We start from the raw sequence: 18,347 nt of genomic DNA, 5'->3' as shown, positions 1-18,347 counted from the left end.
TCTGAAATCCTAGTTCTGAAGACCCTAGTTTAGATCTTGGTCGGCATTTATGTTTTTCCAGTTTTTCTTAGGCTCTAGAACCTTATTTCAATTCTAGAGCCTTCTTTAAACTTAAGCGTTTACCGATTGTTCATCATCAATTACGGCAACCGCTTTTTTCTTAGCGATGGCTTTTTTGATGATATCGAATAGGAACCAGCCCATAAATATTCCACCGAAGCTGAACAGTACGTCACCAGGCATACGCATCCAGACTAAGGTTTCAACTAGTGGACTATGGATCACTTCTGGCGAGCGAGCAAACCAGTAACCGTTATCGATAACCGCAAAGAACTGCACGATGCCAACGGGAAGTAGTGAGATAAATACCATCGCCGCAAGACCGATATTTAAAGTCCAAAACGCGCCTTTTAGTAGCTTCTCGTTCCACTGAATCTGACCAGTTAGCCCGCGTAGACAGAACAGCATCAGCCCCATCCCCAGCATGCCATATACCCCCATAAAGGCTGCATGAGCGTGGGTTGCTGTGGTATTTAAACCTTGAATAAAGTACAGCGCGATAGGTGGATTGATTAAGAATCCTAGTATGCCTGCACCGACTAGATTCCAGAACGCGGTCGCGACGAAGAACATAATGGCCCATTTGTAACGGATCATCCATGGGGTTGTTGCTCGTAAACGATAGCTTTCAACGGCTTCGAAGCCGATAAGAGCAAGTGGCACGACTTCTAGCGCCGAGAAGATAGCGCCCCAAGCAATTACTGAGGTTGGTGTGCCGGTAAAGTATAGGTGGTGCAGGGTACCGATTAGCCCACCCGTTAAGAAAATGACCGTGGTAAACAATACCGCTGCATTGGCACTTCTTGCGCGGATCAGCCCAAGGCGCACTAACATCAAGGCAATGACTGAGGTGGCAAAGGTTTCAAAGAAGCCTTCTACCCATAGGTGAACCACCCACCAACGCCAGTATTCGGCAATGGCTAAGTTGGTGTGTTTGCCCATAAATAGGCCGGCACCGTAGAACAAGCCGATAGCGACACAAGAGGCATATAACACCCAAATAACCGGGCGCATTTCACTATCGACCTTTAATGCAGGGCGCATCGATGCTGTTACCAGCGCTAACCAGATGAGTAGACCAGCCAAGAGTAGTATCTGCCATACACGACCAAGATCAATGTACTCATAACCTTGATGACCAAACAGGAAGTTCATATCGAGATCGAAGTACTGTTGTACACCAATCCATTCACCAGCCATAGAGCCAAGCACTACAACAACCAGTGCAACCCAAAGCACATTAACGCCTAAACGCTGGTACTTAGGTTCATATCCCGAAAGCGCAGGAGCGATATAAAGTCCAGTGCCAAGCCATGCGGTGGCAATCCAAAATACTGCCAACTGAGTATGCCAAGTACGAGTTACTGAATAGGGCAGGATTTCAGCTAGTGGAATACCGTAGAAGTTTTGCCCCTCAACCGCATAGTGAGCGGTGAGCCCGCCTAATAAAATTTGCAGCAGGAATAGACCTATCGCAGTGACGAAGTACTTTCCAACGGCGCGTTGAGAAGCGGTTGGTTTGTTGTAGAACAGCGGATCTTGCTCAGCGGGTGTCGGTAAGCTTTCGTGTTTACCCGCGGCGTGGTACCACACCAGTGCGCCGATACCTGCAATCAAGGTGACGATACTGAGAATCGACCAAACGATGTTATCAGAGGTTGGTGTATTACCAATCTGTGGGTCAAACGGCCAGTTATTGGTATAGGTGTAATCGGCATCAGGGCGTTCGGTTACCGCAGCCCAGGCTCCCCAAAATAGGAAGGCATTTAGTTGTTCACGACGCTCAAGGCTAGGTACCGTGCCCTCTTTCATCGCGTATTGTTCACGCAAGGTCGATAGTTTAGGGTCGTCACCAAATAGCGCGAGGTAATGCTGTTCAACCTGTTTAATTGCCGCGATACGGATTGGTGAAAGGCTAATTTCTATGTCGCCATTGGCTTTAGTGATGACACTATTCTTACGAATGTCTTCACGTAGCGCCTGTTCAAGCCCAGCATGTTGCTGGGAGTTAAGCTTTGCAAATTCGGTGTTATAGCTTTGCATAGCGCTAATATTAAGCCAGGCTTGGGCTTCTCTGTGAAGCCAATCGGCAGTCCAGTCCGGTGCCACGTATGAACCATGCCCCCAAATCGAGCCGAGTTGGTGACCTCCCATAGATCGCCAAACGAGTTGCCCTTGTTCAATATCGTTTTGACTAAATAGTGTTTGTCCTTGGTTATCGATAAAAGCCGTCGGGATAGGTGGCTTTTCTCGATAAATTTCACTGCCGATACTCAGGAGTACAGTGAAAGAAGCAATTAGCACTAGCAGCAGTGCGATTGCGGTGATTTTTTGTTTGCTCATATTTCCTCTTAGCGCAAAGTCTTTTTGATACAGGCGAGTCCTGTTATAGCTAGACTTATGCCAAGTTTGTTAGTCTTTGTTTTTAAGGGTTTTGTTAAAGGTGTTTGAGTTTTTGGTAGGATTTGTCGTTGTCATTTAGACAGCTCTTTTGTTGTTTGTATGACACTGATTTGTCGAATTGACACTGAGAGGTGAAGGGGAGGGGCTAGATATCAGGTACTCGGTCCTAGGATAAGATAATCAAGCTGCGCTTGACGAAAGTCGTGGCGCTTAGCCCTCTGCTTTTGTGAAGAGTCGAGCAAGGAGGGCTGTACGCATCCAGCATGACGCGAGACGGAGCTGTTGACCCTCATACTCGGATGGGCAAATGGTGTTTTCTGTAAGTTTTGTAACTTTCTTTTGCCGCTTTGTGAGTTACAGGCGATAAGTAGACCTGACAAGTCACAGGTTAGTTGACCTACTTCTATTAATTGATACAAGAGAGTTATTGAATGCTTTCGATAAGGCATCAATATCAATGCTCGCTTTTCATCCTCTCGTGCTCGTTTATTCATCACTGTTCTGGTAGAGTGATTGTTAATCAATGACTCTGTTAAAGTGCGAATTAAATAATAGGTTTATTAAATGTCTAGCTGAAGATACGCATTATCTATGTGCTAGTTTTTATGGTTGCGTCAGTAATTTAAACTGCTAAGGATGGTTTAAGTGATTAAAAAAGTATTATTAGCATCTTTGTTAATTGTATCAACCTCTGTTTCTGCCAGAGAAGATGTAGATTCCCCTCATAATTTATCAAATGAAGATAAATTGTATGGTTTATCTTTGTTTTGGAAAGAAGCTAGCTACAACTTCGCATTTTTTGATCAAGTACCAAACTTAGATTTTGATAGTGCTTATAGAGAATATATTTCCAAAGTTTTAGCTACTGAAACAACTTACGAGTATTACCGTGAGCTAATGAAATTTAATGCGCTATTACAAGATGGACATACTAATATTTACTTACCTAAAGGGCTTTCAGCAAAGCACGTAGACTGGCCTGCTTTAAGTTTAACGGAGGCAAATCGCCAAGCTGTAATTACTAAAGTACCAAGGGAGTTACAAGCTGAAATCCCCTTAGGTTCTAACATTACTTCTGTTGAAGGTGTTGATTTAGATACCTTTTTGAAAACTAGTATCATGCCCTATATAGCTAGTTCAACTGAACACATTCTATGGAATGATGCTGTAAGGTCTATGTTAGATGGTGAACCTAATACTGAAGTTCGTTTTACTATACAGACCCCCTCTGGGGAGCTTAAAGATGTAAATCTACCCAGAAATTCACGTCATCAAAAAGTAGATAAGGTCTCTTTAAAACAACCAAGCTCCAATGGCGAACTATTTGAGTTTAAATGGTTGGATAGTGAAGTGGTTTATATTGCTTTGAATGGATTTCATGATGAGGAAATTCTGAAACAATTTAATGCTGCTTACGAAAACATTAAGAAATCTAAAGCTCTAATTATTGATTTGAGATTTAATGGCGGTGGCAACTCAAGTATTGCCGCTGAAATATTGTCTCATTTTGCACATAAAGACTTAGAAGGCTCTATTTGGAAAACTAAAAAGCATATCGCCGCATACAAGGCATGGGGGAATTATAGTAAAAAGTATAAGGAATATGCCGAGAACGATGCATGGGAATCAGGTTCTATGGAATTACTTAAAGCAAAAGAAAGTAATAATCACATAGTGCCTACTTATGTGCTGATAGGAAGGTATACGGCATCTGCGGCAGAAGACTTTTTGATTTATGCGGATGAGTTGAAGCATTTTACAACTATTGGCGAAAAGACATATGGCAGCACAGGGCAGCCAATTTTCTTTGATTTACCCGGTGGCGGTTCTTTAAGAATTTGCACTAAGCGTGATAGTTACCCTGATGGAAGGGAGTTTGTTGGGTATGGAATTACTCCCGATGTTACCGTTAACCGTTCGCCCGAAGACATAAGAGCAGAGAAAGATATTGTGCTTTCTGTCGCTATTGAAAAGTTGAAAGAAAAGTTCTAACAAGACAGTAAGTTGTGACTTTTAATGCTGCAGTAAGTGCTTGCTGTTAAGGTGCCAACGGGTTTTGGTTGGGGCAGTTTCTGAGATAGGCAAATACTGAGCCTAAGCTTCACGCAAAATTGCAGAAAACATCCATTCCTCATCGAAGTTGCCGAAGTGCGTTGGAAACTCTTTATAAACCAGAATCGCGTGATGCCGACATGGATGTGGGTATAGTTTTAGCGGGGCAGGCCGTTCCATCGGAAGCGTTAGGCTATTTCGAATAAGTATGAGGAGGAGCAACTTCGTCGGGGCGGCTTGGACTCTTTATGAAAGAAATGGCCAAGAGGGGAAGCTGTTGTCCCCCTTTTGCTCGGGTGTGAGTTGGAGGCTCACGACCCTAGTCAGGCGTAGCCTGATACCTTTAGCTTTGCTAGAACCTAGAACCTAGAACCTAGAACCTAGAACCTAGAACCTAGAACCTAGAACCTAGAACCTAGAACCTAGAACTTAGAATCTAGAACCTCTAAAACCTAAGCCTAGAACCTGCTAACACCAGTCCTAGAGCCTACTTATACAGCGAAGCATCGCCCTTATTAGGCCGTGTCTTAAAGCGTCTATGTAGCCACATGTACTGCGACTTGTTGCGGCTAATAATCTCCTCGATGATCTTATTGCCGCGTTTGGCATCTTCAATCTCATTTTCACCAGGGAAGTTATCCAGCGGCGGTTGGATCTCGATATTGTAGCCTGTGTCATCACTATTACGTTCGACGAAGAAAGGTAATACCTTGGCTTTGCCCAGTCTGGCTAGGGTGGTAGCGCCGGTGATAGTCGCGGCTTCGGGAACATTGAAGAAGGGGATGAAGATGGCGCTTGAGCGACCGAAGTCTTGGTCGGCTGTGTACCAGATCACATTGGGGCTGCGCAGGCTGCGTACCATCTGGCGTAGATCCCGCTTTGGCACTAAGGCCTTGTTTGAGCGTAGGCGACCTTTAACCTGTAGATACTCCATCAGTGGATTATTGTGCGGGCGATAAACCCCAACACCGGGCTGGAATTGGCCAAAAATGCGGGCGCCCATCTCAAGGGGCAGGCAATGCACGGCAAACAGAATCACACCCTGGCCATTGTCTAGTGTTTGCTGGACATGCTCTTGGCCTTTAATGGTCATGTGCTTTTGGATTTTTTCATCAGACCACCACCAAGCATTGGCGGTGTCGAAGATGGCTTTACCAGTTTGCTCAAAATTTTCTGTGACCAGCTGCTGCATGTCTCTGTCGGACATCTCGGGGAAGCACAGCTCTAGATTACGTCTGGCGGTCTTGACTCGTTTGCTTACTAGCTTCATGCCTAAGCGTCCAAGTGCTGCGCCCATTTTCATCTGGACTCGCAGTGGGAGTAGTTGCGTTAACCGCATAAAACCGACTCCTAACCATAAGAGCCAGTACTTGGGATGATAAAGGTGAGATGAAAATTGAGCTTTTTCTACCACGTAATTCTCGAATCCATTGAAAAATTACTCATTATTCTAACTCAAAACCGATTAAAATTAGGTACAATCACCATTAAATTTTGTGAAAGATAAGACGTTATGAAGATTTCTCTGCCAGCATTTGAAAAAGCCAAGGTTCTCGTTGTCGGTGACGTGATGTTAGATCGTTACTGGGCGGGGCCTACTGCGCGGATCTCACCCGAAGCGCCAGTACCTGTTGTAAAAGTTGAGCAACTTGAAGACAGACCGGGCGGCGCGGCTAACGTGGCGATTAATATTGCCACCTTAGGCGGTGCAGCGAGTCTTGCTGGCATTGTAGGAACTGACGAAACGGCTGACGCACTAACTTTGGGGGTGCAAACCCTTGGGGTTGAGCCTAACTGGCATAAAGTGGCGGGTAAACCAACCATCACTAAGTTACGTGTTATGTCGCGTAACCAGCAGTTACTTAGACTCGATTTTGAAGAAAGCTACAGCCAAGCTGAAAGTGAGGAGCTGCTAGCTAAGACATTGCCTGAGCTAGATAAAGTCGATGTTGCTGTATTGTCTGATTATGCCAAAGGTGCGCTTATCTCGCCGCAAGACTTTATTGCTGCGGCTAATGCTAAAGACGTAAAAGTCTTGGTCGATCCAAAAGGCAGTGATTTTTCTAAGTATCGCGGTGCTTACTTGCTTACGCCCAACATGAGTGAGTTCGAAGTGGTTGTGGGTAAGGTCGAATCTGAGGCTGACTTAGTGGCTAAGGCCCAAGGCTTGTTAGAGGCGTATGACTTTACCGCCATGCTGGTGACTCGTTCAGAAAAGGGCATGACCTTAATTACTCGCGATCAACCTGAACTGCATATCCCAACCGTTGCCCGTGAGGTATACGATGTGACCGGCGCAGGTGACACGGTTATTTCTGCATTAGCGACTGCAATAGCTGCTGGCAGCGACCTGCCACAAGCTTGTGCTATCGCCAATACCGCTGCGGGTATTGTCGTTGCCAAACTTGGAACGTCGACAGTGACCCGACTTGAACTTATCGAGGCGTTATCGCTTAGCCATAGTGAGTCAGGTTTTGGCGCGGTAAGTGAAGATCAACTTGTTTATGCACTCGAGCAGGCAAAGCTGCGCGGCGAACGCGTGGTAATGACCAATGGTTGCTTCGATATCTTGCATGCTGGCCATGTGAGCTACCTGCAGCAAGCCAGAGCATTAGGTGATAGATTGATTGTTGCGGTGAATACTGACGCATCGGTTAAACGCTTAAAAGGCGATGGTCGTCCGGTTAACACCGAAGATAGACGTATGACGGTATTAGCGGCCCTAGGCTCTGTCGATTGGGTGGTACCGTTTAGTGAAGATACGCCGCAACGAATTATCGCGCGTTTATTGCCAGATTTATTGGTTAAAGGTGGCGACTATAAGGTTGAAGATATTGCCGGTGGCGAAGAGGTGTTAGCCGCTGGTGGTCAGGTTAAGGTCTTGTGCTTTGAAGACGGTATCTCGACTACGGCGATTATTCAAAACATCATGGCTAACCAGTAGTCATTGATGATGAGTCACTGTTGATTGACTGTAAACCACAATGATTAGCTCGCTCGCCTCGACTGCCGCTACTGCTATTTTTGCTACACATATGACAGCGGCAGCCATGACTGAATTAGACATGACCGCAGTAGATCAGACAAGTGGCTTTTTTTGGACCGATATCGGCCCTAAACAAGCCCTTGTTTGCGAGCTTAATCAACTCAGCTTATGTGTCGCAACACTCCCTCATTCAGCTCGAAGCCAACTGCCTAAAAAGCTAGATGAGCTGCATCATCTACTCGGTCAGCGCGGCGCTATGGTGTTGCCGCTGCAACATGCTCGTATTGCCGGGCTTGTGATCACCGACTTTACTCAAATCCCTCAAAGCCAAACCATTAACTGGGGTGTTGGTCACTTTTCTTTGCCCCTTGAACAGCAAGCGCGGCTGACTTATTGGCATGAACTCGGGCATCTGTACGCCATCGATGTCTTAAGCCGTCAGGGGCAAACCATCGATAGCGAATATCAGCACGAGTGGCTGGCGGACTTGTATCTACACTGGCGTATTGCCAAGCAGACTCAGAGCTTAGATTTGGCTTGGCAGCAATATCATAGACGCAACTTGGCGGTGATGGCGGACAGTGAGTTTATGTCTCATTGGTCGGTGCCTGTATTGGCTCAGGCATTTGAGCTTTACTCTGTCGAGCAGTTGGGGCTGTTTGCCAGCTTTGAGCAGTTTTGGCTGAATATTTACCCTAAGCTGCATCTACATGATAGGGATACAGTCGATGAGTTTTCCAGCCTGATGCAGCGCACCTTTGGTGCTGGAACGGTGCAGCCTCTGCCGGGCTATATGTATTGGCGCAAGCCCGCATTGGGACGCTACCTTAAGCCGACCTTAGTCGAGGTGATGGGGTTGCGCGCGGCTCAAGCTTGGTTGAGTTCACAGCAGATGACAGCCGAGGAAACATCGGATCATTATTAATTGGCTGCGATAGTTTCTATTTCTATAAGAGCTTGATAACAGCTGAACGAAAGCTGAATGAAATTCATTGATTTAGGCATTCATGAAATGCTTTTGCTAGAGTAATCCCATGTCGATTACAGCGAAGTAGTGTTATGGCCAAGCGTTCTAAAATCCAAACCGAGCAGACGGTGCAGCAGATCCTCGATGAGGCGATGAAGCAGATCTTAGAGATTGGCTATGATGCCATGTCTTACTCGACGCTCTCTCAAGCAACGGGCATTAGCCGTACTGGGATCAGCCACCATTTCCCCTATAAAGTCGATTTTCTTAAGCAACTCGATAGCCGTATTGGTCATCTGTTTATCGACCGCCTCGACTTTAGCTGTATTCAGTCACTGCAAAACTCCTGGAAGGCCTCTTTAAAGCTGCCGTACTTTATCGCGATTATCCGGCTTTATTTCTCCATTTGTGGATCCCAGCAGGTGAATATTAACCGCTATAGAGCTATTAGTTTAGCCAGTGAGAAGGCGTTGACGGAACTCGGTGAGCAGGGGCGCTTATTAGTGAATGCTTTAGTGGGACAGAGCGCTTTACTTCTGTGTAATCAGCCTAGCGATAGTCATTAAAAAAGCCTGTTATTTAGCGATAAATAACAGGCTTTTTAAGCTTTGAGGTCGTGTTTATCTAGTGGGTAATTAGAAGTGCCACTGCAGGTAAATAGTCTGGTAATTACTGCCGCCACTAATCCGGCCGAAAGCGGAGCTAGACTCAAAGATCCCCGATCTATGGTGAATGCTATAACCAAACCACATCTTGTCGAACTTCGCAGAGTTAAAGACATCGCCGACGTTGACGTCGAGCGAAAAATCTAAGTAGTTCAGCAGTTTTGAGGGCTTATAGTCCTTTTCGGCCAGTTCACTTCCTTCGATATGGGTGACGTTGCTAACATAGGACAGACCTTCGCCGACACCGAGTCTAAAGCGTGGCCCAATCTCGAAGGTGTAGAAGGCTTTCACCGCGATCACCGCCTCGGCAAGATTGTCCTGTACCTCTGAGCTATGGTGCCATACCAAACCTGGCGTTAGGTATAGGTCGATAGGAAAGTTAAACAGGCTATCGGTCAGTTGAGTACCGTAAAATGCCGAGGTCATCTGGTTGTTGTAAGGATCCGTTTTGGTTTGCCATTTCAAGATGGCATTCAGGTTTGACGGCGTTGCCCAGCCGTGGGCGATACGAATAAATTCGCTGCCCTCTTTACGCTTACTCGGTGCTGGTTGCGCCGAGTACTTCTTTGAGTTTGGCTCAGGGAAAAAGCCGAATCCTAAGAAAGACTCATACTGAAAGCGGTTATTGATGGTTGGCAAATCATAGACATCGTCTTCGAGACGACCCACACCGAACTGCCCCAGTAGATATAAGTTACTGAACACATGGTAGCGCGCCTTGACGCCAGCATTAAAGTCTACGCCTCCACCTATTTCGTATTGCTCTAAACCGTAGTAATAGTTATTAAAGTCGGCGCTCTTCCACTGAAATTCGGCATAGGGTTTGACCTTCCAGTCAGCAGACTCCCAGGTGTACTGGGTGCGACTGTAACCATAACTGCGTTTGTTTGAATCTGATAGGAAGGCTAAGTCGAAGTCCCACTGGTCTTTAACGAAACGGTATTGCAGACCAAAGTCAAAGGCTTGAGATTGAGATTCGTTTTGTAACTCCTTAGGAATATCGACAAAACGAAAGCGGGTGTAAAGGTTGATTTGATGATTGTCGTTTTTCCAGAGATGAGCCGCCGCTTCCATGCCATTGATATAGAAATAGTCATTTTCAAAGTAGATTAGAGGCAGGGTGTCATAGACCTCATCTTCCTCGGTGGCATAGGGAATATCGCCACGGCGCATACCTATACCTATGCCCCAGTTATCACTCCACTGTATGCTTGTTTCTTGTTGCTGTTCTTGGCTGGGATCTTCACCTAGCTGAACGGGAGGCGGTGGCATTTTGCTGGCGAGCTCACTGTTGTCTGCGGCTTGCAGAGCTGAAAAAGGAGCGAGTAAGACAAGGCTAAGAGACAGTGTCGAAAGCATTTTTAGAGTCATATTGTTTTTCTTTTAGCGCGGGGGACTGAGAACAAGAATAGTGGTTTTTAACCATGAATTACATAATTTTAACAAGAGTGGGTTAAATAGAACTTAAATAATAGCCAAATAAAAGGCCGCAATAGCGGCCTTTTAGAATAGAGGGGGTTAACAGTTAGCCTTAATCAGCTTCTTTTAAGCTCTGGGTTAGCTCAACAATCGCTTTTTTACCGTCGCCAAATAACATCAATGAGTTATCCATAGCGAAAAGCGGGTTAGGTAAACCTGCAAAGCCTGGGCTCAATGAACGTTTAACCACAACCACGGTTTTAGCCTTGTCGACGTTAAGAATTGGCATACCGTAGATTGGGCTACCTTTGTCTTCACGGGCCATAGGGTTAGTTACGTCATTGGCACCAATAACGATAGCTACGTCAGTCTGCTCAAACTGTGGGTTGATCTCGTCCATCTCAATCAACTGCTCGTAAGGCACTTCAGCTTCGGCTAGCAACACGTTCATGTGGCCAGGCATACGACCCGCAACAGGGTGAATCGCATAAAGTACTTGTGTGCCACGGGCTTCCATCACAGATGCCAGTTCACGCACTGCGTGCTGCGCCTGCGCCATGGCTAAACCATAACCTGGAACAATCACTACGCGCTCAGCTGTTTCAAGTAACATAGCCACTTCTTCAGGTGAAGAAGAGGTCACTTTACCCGCATAGACTTCGTCAGCATCGACAGTTTCGCCGCCTTCAGCCATCACACCAAAGAGCACGTTAAACAGCGAGCGGTTCATCGCCTTACACATGATTTGTGTCAGGATAATACCCGATGCACCAACGAGTGAACCCGATACAATCAGTACCGTATTGCCTGTGATAAAACCTGTGGTCGCAGCTGCAATACCCGAGTATGAGTTAAGCAGGGCGATAACCACTGGCATATCGGCGCCACCGATTGGTACTACAAGTAGTAAACCTAGCACCAAAGATACGGCCACTAAGGCGTAGATCAGGTTGATGTTGCTTGGATCCATGACAATCGCGATAGCAAGACCGATAGCACTGATAAGCAAGATAGCGTTAAGCGCCTTGTTACCCGGTACTTTAATCGGGTTACCCGAGATCAGCTCTTGTAGCTTAGCGAACGCCACAAATGAACCCGATAGCGTCACGGCACCAATAATCACAGTGGCGGTAATCGAAACCAATGCCACGGTATGAGTTGCCGATTGTGGGTCGATAAAGTTAGCCAATGCGATAAATAGCGAAGCACCACCACCGAAGCCGTTTAGCATAGCGACCATTTGTGGCATAGAGGTGACTTGGATCTTAGTTGCCATGATGGCACCGATGGCACCACCAAGTAGCACACCAGCAATAATCCACTCATAGCTAAGAATGCTTTGGTCAAACAAGGTCACGACCACAGCGATGAACATACCTAGCGCGGAAAGCTGGTTGCCTCGAACCGCAGTACGTGGCTTAGTCAGCCCTTTAATACCTAAAATAAATAGGCTTGCCGCTACAAGATAGGCGAGGTAAATAATCGTCGTACTCATAGTGGCTTATTTCCTTTTAAACATAGCTAGCATGCGGTTAGTTACCATGTAACCACCGACAACGTTAATGGTGGCAAGTACCACGGCGATAAAGCCTAATACGTTGACCCAAATACCTGCGCCAGAACCTGCAGAGAGTAATGCACCCACAAGCGAGATCCCTGAGATTGCGTTCGAACCTGACATGAGTGGAGTATGCAGAGTCGGTGGTACCTTAGTGATCATCTCGACGCCTAAGAACACAGCAACCACAAATAGAGTTAATAGCAGTAAAATTTCCATTATTTAGCCTCCGGAGCCGTTTCAATCTGTACTTCGGCTGGGACTGCAACTTCAAGTGCAGGCAAGCCTAACAGTTCACGTAGTCGAGCACTTGCGACTTCACCTTGGTGGGCAACCACTGTGTCTTTTACGATCTCATCTTCGAAGTCGAGGTTTAGCTCGCCTTCTTTGCTGACGAGTAACTTAAGCAAGTTTTCGATGTTAGTACCGTACATCTGGCTGGCATGATTCGCCGCTGTGCCCGGTACATTTGATGGCCCAAGAATCGTCACACCTTTATAAACCACTTCTTTATCAAGCTCAGTTAGTTCGCAGTTACCACCGGTTTCGGCAGCAAGATCGACAATGATGGTGCCGCTCTTCATACCATCGACCATCTCTTTGGTGATCAGAATAGGAGCTTTACGGCCTGGAATAGCAGCGGTCGTGATAACGATATCTTGCTGAGCAAGCACGTTAGCCATTGCTTGCTGCTGACGCTTAAGGAAGTCATCTGATTGCTCTGCTGCGTAGCCACCTTTGGTTTCGGTGTTTTCTGCTTCCAAGTCGAGCTCAACAGGCTTGGCGCCAACAGAGATGATCTGCTCGCGTGCAGCTGGACGAATATCATAGGCCTCAACCACTGCGCCTAAGCGTTTTGCAGTCGCACAAGCTTGCAGGCCTGCAACACCTACGCCCATGATAAAGGCGCGTGCAGGTTTTAAGGTGCCTGCAGCCGTCATCATCATAGGGAATAAGCGCGGCGCCTTATGGGCGGCGAGCAATACCGCTTTATAGCCAGCGATGGTTGCCATTGACGACAGAATATCCATGCTTTGTGCGCGAGTGATACGAGGCACAAGTTCAAGTGCGATTGCAGTAGCGCCGGTTTCAGCAATAGTTTGGGCGTTTTCTGGATGCGCTAGCGGATCCATCATGCCAATCACAATTTGCTCTGGCTTGATGACAGACTTCAGTTCTGCAAGCTGTTCGTCCTTGGCATTCACAAGGGTAATAATGTCCGCGTCACTTAACACTTGTTCGCGAGATACTATGGTTGCACCTGCCTGAATATAATCTTCATCGGTAAAACCAGCATTACTACCAGCGCCACTTTCAACAAGAACTTGTAGATTAATTTTAAGCAGTCGGGCCACATTGGCAGGGATGATCGCAACGCGACTTTCACCTGCGTGACTTTCTTTGGGTAGACCTAGCTTCACAAAGGTAAACCTCTCAGTTGAGGACATTCGTAGGAACAGATGTCATTTATTGATTAGGGGCATATTGTGGCGACTCTAAATCCAGACACAAGCGCATATTTTTCAATATCCTATTTTTAGGACTGGTCAGACTGAAAACTTTGCGCTGCACCACACTTTTTAATAGAAGTTTGCACTCGCAAACCCTATGGAAGTTGGATTATTTGACTCACTAGCTACTTTTGTAGCTTAATTTTTGAGCTTTGTATATTCCAAAATCGAATTAAAAATTATCTTTTATTCTTTTTTTCTTTTTAAGGGAGGGGATAAGCTTGCCTACATTACACTGATACAGGGCCGTTTCCATGTTGTTAAAAGAGCTTTCGTCGTTTGCTTCGCCGCTATCTGCAGGCCAAGTAGATAAATTAAAGCAGCTCACTGCAGAGCTGAGTGCCGTTCAACTTGCTTGGGTTAGCGGCTATCTTGCTGCAACATCCGAGCAGGGAGTGGCTGGGGGGCCTCAGGCTAAGGCTGGTTCGCAATCTGGTGCCGAACAAACCATCACCATTCTTTATGGTAGTCAGACCGGTAATGGGCGAGGTATTGCTACCGAGCTTGCCGAAAAGGCGCAGGCGCAAGGTTATGCAGTCAATCTAGTGTCTATGGGAGAATATAAGACACGTCAGCTTAAGCAAGAGAGCCTGTTGCTTTTGGTTGTTAGCACCCATGGTGAAGGTGAAGCGCCAGATGATGCCATTGAACTGCATAAATTCCTAAGCTCTAAACGCGCTCCAAAACTGGATAACCTTAATTACTCTGTGCTGGCACTGGGTGATTCAAGTTATGAGTTTTTCTGTCAAACCGGTAAGGACTTCGAGTCTCGCCTTAATGCTTTAGGGGCGACATCTATTGCGCCTCTGGTTGAGTGTGATGTGGATTACGAGGAGCAATCACAGCAGTGGCAAGCGGATGTGCTAGAGGCGGTTAAGCCATTAGTACAGAGCGCCGGAGCGAGTGTGGTCTCTATCGCTAGCTCGCAGGCATCAGGCTCAACCTACAGCAAGCAAAAGCCATACACCGCGGAATTGTTAGTGAGTCAAAAATTAACGGGTCGTGACTCAGATAGAGACGTTCGCCACGTTGAAATTGAACTTGGCGAGTCAGGAATAAACTACCAAGCGGGTGACGCACTAGGCGTGTGGTTTACTAACTCCCATGAGCTGGTTTCTGAGCTACTCGAAGCCTTGGCGCTTGATGGTGATGAGTCTGTTGCTATTGGCAGCGATAGCTTGAGCCTGCGTGAAGCGCTAACCAATAAGAAAGAGCTAACTCAGCTCTATCCTGGCTTAGTTAGTGGTTGGGCTGAATTGAGTCAGAATGCCGAGCTACTGGCTATCAGCGCCGACAAAGCCCTAACCCGTGAGTTTGTGAATAGCAATCAAGTGGCTGACTTAGTTCGTCAGTATCCGGTTAAGGTGACTGCTGAGCAGTTTACTTCCTTGCTGCGTGGCATCACCCCAAGACTCTACTCAATTGCATCGAGTCAGGCAGAAGTTGAGTCTGAGGTGCACTTGACCGTGGCACAGGTCGAAGATGAACGTGATGGTGTGACTCGCTTTGGCGGTGCATCTCAATTCTTAGCAGCCGCCGAAGAGGGTCAAGAGGTACAGGTTTATGTCGAACCTAATAACCACTTCCGTCTACCAGAAAATCCAGAGACTCCAGTGATCATGGTGGGCCCAGGTACTGGTGTGGCACCATTTAGAGCGTTTATGCAGGAGCGCTCAGCTCAAGGTGCACAGGGTAATACCTGGTTATTTTTTGGTAATCCTCACTTTGAGCAAGACTTCCTCTATCAAACCGAGTGGCAGCAGTACCTGCAAAGCGGCGAGCTATCGCGTATCGACTTGGCGTTCTCGCGCGATCAACAACATAAAATCTATGTCCAGCACAAGATCGCCGAGCAAGGTGAGGCGCTATGGCAGTGGTTAGAGTCTGGGGCGCATTTCTATATCTGTGGTGACGCCGAGCGCATGGCCAAAGATGTTCACCAAGCACTGCTAGATGTGGTCGTTAAGCACGGCAACAAAACCCAAGAGCAAGCTGCCGAGTACCTAGAAGATCTAAGAGCGGCTAAGCGTTACCAAAAAGACGTCTACTAAGACTCAGCTTGAAACGAGTAAAGCAATGATGAGCGACGCTAGAGTTAACTAGCGCGAGTGCAGAAAAGAATTTTAAGAGAGTACCTAGCTATGAGTGAGCAGAAGTTAGCAGTAAACGAATATTTAAAAACCGACAGTGATTACCTGCGCGGTACGATTCAAGAAGGCCTAGATACCGCGGTCACTGGTGCATTTAGCGAAGGCGATCAGCAGCTGATCAAGTTTCACGGTTTTTATCAACAAGATGACCGCGACTTACGTAATGAGCGTAAAGAGCAAAAATTAGAGCCTTTATACAGCTTTATGTTGCGTGCCCGTGTAGCTGGCGGCGTATGTTCACCTGAGCAATGGTTAGCGGTTGATAAAATTGCATCGAACCTCACAAGCTCGAACAGTATTCGTCTTACTACGCGTCAAACGTTCCAGTACCATGGTATTCCCAAGCGTAATTTGAAGACCATCATTCAAGATCTTGACCGAGAAGCACTGGACTCGATTGCAGCATGTGGAGACGTTAACCGTAACGTGATGTGTAATCCTAACCCTGTCGAGTCTAAGCTACACCAACAAGCTTATGCTTATGCCAAACAGTTGTCAGACAACATGTTGCCGCATACTAAGGCATACGCCGAGATCTGGTTAGATGATGAGAAGCTGGTGACCACAGAGGGGGAAGAGGTGGAGCCGGTTTACGGTAAGAGCTACCTGCCACGTAAATTTAAGATGGCCGTTGCCGTACCGCCAGATAATGATGTGGATGTGTACACTAACGACTTGGGCTTTGTGGCCGTAGCCGAAGGCGATGAGCTAGTGGGCTTTAATATGGTGGCTGGCGGTGGCATGGGCTCAACCCATGGTGAGGTGTCTACCTTCCCGCGTTTGGCTGATGACTTTGGTTACATTAAGGCCGAGGACACATTGAAGTTTGCCGAAGCTGTGATGACCATTCAGCGCGACTGGGGTAACCGAGAAAACCGTAAATTGTCTCGTTTGAAGTACACCATAGTAAAACATGGTTTCGAAACTTTTAAGGCGGAAATTGAAGCGCGTACCGGTATTAAGTTTGAGCCAAAGCGTGATGTGGTGATTGGCGATCGCGGTGACCGTTATGGCTGGAAGCAAGGCGTCGATGATAACTGGCATTTAACCCTATTCATCGAGGGGGGGCGCGTAAAAGACTTACCCGGTCAGCCATTGCAGACGGGTCTTCGTGAGATAGCCAAGGTACATAAAGGCGATTTTCGCATGACCTCGAACCAGAATATTATTATCGCTGGTGTGCCGAGCGCTGACAAAGAGTTGATTGAAGGGCTAGCAAGGCAGCATGGATTACTTGGCAAGCTTATCACTGAAACCCGTGGCCACTCTATTGCGTGTGTGGCGTTGCCAACTTGTGCCTTAGCCATGGCTGAAGCTGAGCGTTACTTCCCTGACTTTTTAACTAAGGTTGAAGCACTGCAAGAAAAGCACGGTTTCCTCGACCAAGGTATTGTCATCCGTATGACGGGCTGCCCTAACGGCTGTGCTAGACCTTTTGCGGCTGAAATCGGTCTAGTGGGTAAGGCGCCAGGTCGCTATAACCTTTATCTAGGTGCCAGTTTTGAAGGAACTCGTTTGAATAAACTCTATCGTGAGAATATTCAAGAAGCAGAGATCCTAGCAGAACTCGATAGCCTATTCGCGCAATACGTTACTGAGCGTCAAGCGGGCGAAACTTTTGGTAACTATACCGTACGCAGCGGCGTTGTTGCCGCAGTACTCGATGCGGCTAAGGATTTTCATGGCTAAAGACTCTGTGATTTCGGCGGACGCGCTCGAGGCGTTATTGAGCGCTCCTAAGGTCGAGCAGCAAGCGGAACTGGCACGAGTGAATGCCTTTTTAACCGAGCTAAGCCCTGCACAGCGTGTACGTTGGGCGCTAGAATATCTGCCAGGAAACCATGCTCTGTCATCGAGCTTTGGTATTCAGGCTGCGGTCATGTTGCATCTGATGAGCAGCGAAAAAGCCGATATTCCAGTGCTCTTAACCGATACGGGTTATCTGTTTAGCGAGACTTATCAGTTTATCGATGAGTTGACCGAAAGGTTAAAGCTAAATTTAAAGGTGTTTTCATCGCCTTTCAGCGCCGCCTGGCAAGAAGCACGCTTTGGTAAGCTGTGGGAGCAAGACTTAGATGGTTTGGATAAATATAACCAGATCAATAAAGTGGAGCCGATGCAACGAGCCTTAGCCGAGCAAGAGGTCGGTACTTGGTTTGCAGGGCTGAGACGCTCGCAATCGAGTACCCGTGAAGCTCTGCCAATTTTGGCTATTCATGGCGAGCGCTATAAGATCTTGCCGATTATCGATTGGAATAATAAACAGGTGCATGAGTATTTAACCGAGTTTGAGTTGCCGTATCATCCTTTATGGGAGCAAGGGTATGTCTCTGTCGGTGATACTCATTCGAGTAAACCTCTTGAGCTAGGGATGAGCGAAGAAGAGACCCGTTTTAACGGATTAAAGCGTGAATGTGGTTTGCATTACGACATCTAGATTGGTGATTTAATTAAGGGTTTTTAAAGTGGTACAAACGTACCACTTCGTGGCCCTGTAGTTGTAATATTGTATGCAAAAGTGTGTTGTGTAAGCTTCTGTTACTAAAGGGGTTTAGTTCTTTAGTATTAATTTTAGT

The 18,347-nt window shown here is 46.8% G+C and carries 13 protein-coding genes; 7 read left to right on the top strand and 6 right to left on the bottom strand.

All coding sequences use genetic code 11. The features are described 5' to 3' along the window. Positions 1-111 precede the first annotated feature (111 nt). Positions 112-2,403 (bottom strand): nitric-oxide reductase large subunit, encoded by a 2,292-nt coding sequence (locus Q1A86_RS06135; RefSeq protein WP_299804205.1) that lies wholly within the window; start codon positions 2,401-2,403, stop codon positions 112-114. A gap of 705 nt (positions 2,404-3,108) precedes the next feature. Between Q1A86_RS06135 and Q1A86_RS06130 the strand changes: the two genes are divergently transcribed. Beyond that, positions 3,109-4,455: a S41 family peptidase gene (locus Q1A86_RS06130; protein ID WP_299804202.1), complete on the top strand. Its 1,347-nt coding sequence runs from the start codon at positions 3,109-3,111 to the stop codon at positions 4,453-4,455. 547 nt (positions 4,456-5,002) lie between these two features. Here the strand turns inward: Q1A86_RS06130 and Q1A86_RS06125 are convergent. After that, entirely contained in the window at positions 5,003-5,929 is a 927-nt protein-coding gene (locus Q1A86_RS06125; protein WP_299804199.1) for an LpxL/LpxP family Kdo(2)-lipid IV(A) lauroyl/palmitoleoyl acyltransferase, read from the bottom strand. A 99-nt stretch (positions 5,930-6,028) separates the two neighbouring features. On the opposite strand from Q1A86_RS06125, the gene hldE reads away from it, so the two are divergent. The 3 genes from hldE (at position 6,029) to Q1A86_RS06110 (ending at position 9,034) form a co-directional block, all read left to right on the top strand. Further along, positions 6,029-7,459 carry a bifunctional D-glycero-beta-D-manno-heptose-7-phosphate kinase/D-glycero-beta-D-manno-heptose 1-phosphate adenylyltransferase HldE gene (hldE, locus tag Q1A86_RS06120; RefSeq protein WP_299804197.1) on the top strand — a complete coding sequence of 477 codons (1,431 nt, stop codon included), beginning with the start codon at positions 6,029-6,031 and terminating at the stop codon, positions 7,457-7,459. A 106-nt stretch (positions 7,460-7,565) separates the two neighbouring features. Further along, positions 7,566-8,426 carry a hypothetical protein gene (locus tag Q1A86_RS06115; protein ID WP_299804194.1) on the top strand — a complete coding sequence of 287 codons (861 nt, stop codon included), beginning with the start codon at positions 7,566-7,568 and terminating at the stop codon, positions 8,424-8,426. 134 nt (positions 8,427-8,560) lie between these two features. Beyond that, positions 8,561-9,034 carry a TetR family transcriptional regulator gene (locus Q1A86_RS06110; protein WP_299804191.1) on the top strand — a complete coding sequence of 158 codons (474 nt, stop codon included), beginning with the start codon at positions 8,561-8,563 and terminating at the stop codon, positions 9,032-9,034. Positions 9,035-9,103: 69 nt separating this feature from the next. Here Q1A86_RS06110 and Q1A86_RS06105 read toward each other — a convergent pair whose 3' ends face one another. The 4 genes from Q1A86_RS06105 to Q1A86_RS06090 all read right to left on the bottom strand — a co-directional run bounded on the left by Q1A86_RS06105 (position 9,104) and on the right by Q1A86_RS06090 (position 13,531). Beyond that, complete coding sequence (locus Q1A86_RS06105; RefSeq protein WP_299804188.1) at positions 9,104-10,504, bottom strand: MipA/OmpV family protein; 1,401 nt, start codon at positions 10,502-10,504, stop codon at positions 9,104-9,106. A gap of 160 nt (positions 10,505-10,664) precedes the next feature. Then, entirely contained in the window at positions 10,665-12,047 is a 1,383-nt protein-coding gene (locus Q1A86_RS06100) for an NAD(P)(+) transhydrogenase (Re/Si-specific) subunit beta (protein ID WP_299804185.1), read from the bottom strand. A gap of 6 nt (positions 12,048-12,053) precedes the next feature. After that, positions 12,054-12,329 (bottom strand): NAD(P) transhydrogenase subunit alpha, encoded by a 276-nt coding sequence (locus Q1A86_RS06095; protein ID WP_012153916.1) that lies wholly within the window; start codon positions 12,327-12,329, stop codon positions 12,054-12,056. Beyond that, a complete protein-coding gene (locus tag Q1A86_RS06090; protein ID WP_299804177.1) occupies positions 12,329-13,531 on the bottom strand; it encodes a Re/Si-specific NAD(P)(+) transhydrogenase subunit alpha in 1,203 nt (400 codons plus the stop codon). Before Q1A86_RS06090 ends, Q1A86_RS06095 begins: the two co-directional genes overlap by 1 nt. Positions 13,532-13,875: 344 nt before the next feature. On the opposite strand from Q1A86_RS06090, the gene Q1A86_RS06085 reads away from it, so the two are divergent. From Q1A86_RS06085 to Q1A86_RS06075, 3 genes are all read left to right on the top strand, one after another. Next, positions 13,876-15,672 carry an assimilatory sulfite reductase (NADPH) flavoprotein subunit gene (locus tag Q1A86_RS06085; RefSeq protein ID WP_299804174.1) on the top strand — a complete coding sequence of 599 codons (1,797 nt, stop codon included), beginning with the start codon at positions 13,876-13,878 and terminating at the stop codon, positions 15,670-15,672. 90 nt (positions 15,673-15,762) lie between these two features. Next, on the top strand, positions 15,763-17,460 hold the full coding sequence (gene cysI / locus Q1A86_RS06080) for an assimilatory sulfite reductase (NADPH) hemoprotein subunit (RefSeq protein ID WP_299804172.1): 1,698 nt from the start codon (positions 15,763-15,765) through the stop codon (positions 17,458-17,460). Next, complete coding sequence (locus Q1A86_RS06075; protein ID WP_299804170.1) at positions 17,453-18,208, top strand: phosphoadenylyl-sulfate reductase; 756 nt, start codon at positions 17,453-17,455, stop codon at positions 18,206-18,208. The genes cysI and Q1A86_RS06075 overlap by 8 nt, the downstream gene beginning before the upstream one ends. Positions 18,209-18,347 lie beyond the last annotated feature (139 nt).

It is taken from the genome of uncultured Shewanella sp., from assembly GCF_947497935.1.
Classification (GTDB): Bacteria; Pseudomonadota; Gammaproteobacteria; order Enterobacterales; family Shewanellaceae; genus Shewanella.
Note: the sequence above shows the minus strand (reverse complement) of the source record. Positions and strands in the feature narration are given on the sequence as shown.

What these genes read in the sequence shown, in the direction of transcription:
- Q1A86_RS06135 (WP_299804205.1), bottom strand. Translation starts at nt 2,403, where the DNA reads ATGAGCAAACAAAAAATCACCGCAATCGCACTGCTGCTAGTGCTAATT.
- hldE (WP_299804197.1), top strand. Translation starts at nt 6,029, where the DNA reads ATGAAGATTTCTCTGCCAGCATTTGAAAAAGCCAAGGTTCTCGTTGTC.
- Q1A86_RS06115 (WP_299804194.1), top strand. Translation starts at nt 7,566, where the DNA reads ATGACTGAATTAGACATGACCGCAGTAGATCAGACAAGTGGCTTTTTT.
- Q1A86_RS06110 (WP_299804191.1), top strand. Translation starts at nt 8,561, where the DNA reads ATGGCCAAGCGTTCTAAAATCCAAACCGAGCAGACGGTGCAGCAGATC.
- Q1A86_RS06105 (WP_299804188.1), bottom strand. Translation starts at nt 10,504, where the DNA reads ATGACTCTAAAAATGCTTTCGACACTGTCTCTTAGCCTTGTCTTACTC.
- Q1A86_RS06100 (WP_299804185.1), bottom strand. Translation starts at nt 12,047, where the DNA reads ATGAGTACGACGATTATTTACCTCGCCTATCTTGTAGCGGCAAGCCTA.
- Q1A86_RS06095 (WP_012153916.1), bottom strand. Translation starts at nt 12,329, where the DNA reads ATGGAAATTTTACTGCTATTAACTCTATTTGTGGTTGCTGTGTTCTTA.
- Q1A86_RS06085 (WP_299804174.1), top strand. Translation starts at nt 13,876, where the DNA reads ATGTTGTTAAAAGAGCTTTCGTCGTTTGCTTCGCCGCTATCTGCAGGC.
- cysI (WP_299804172.1), top strand. Translation starts at nt 15,763, where the DNA reads ATGAGTGAGCAGAAGTTAGCAGTAAACGAATATTTAAAAACCGACAGT.
- Q1A86_RS06075 (WP_299804170.1), top strand. Translation starts at nt 17,453, where the DNA reads ATGGCTAAAGACTCTGTGATTTCGGCGGACGCGCTCGAGGCGTTATTG.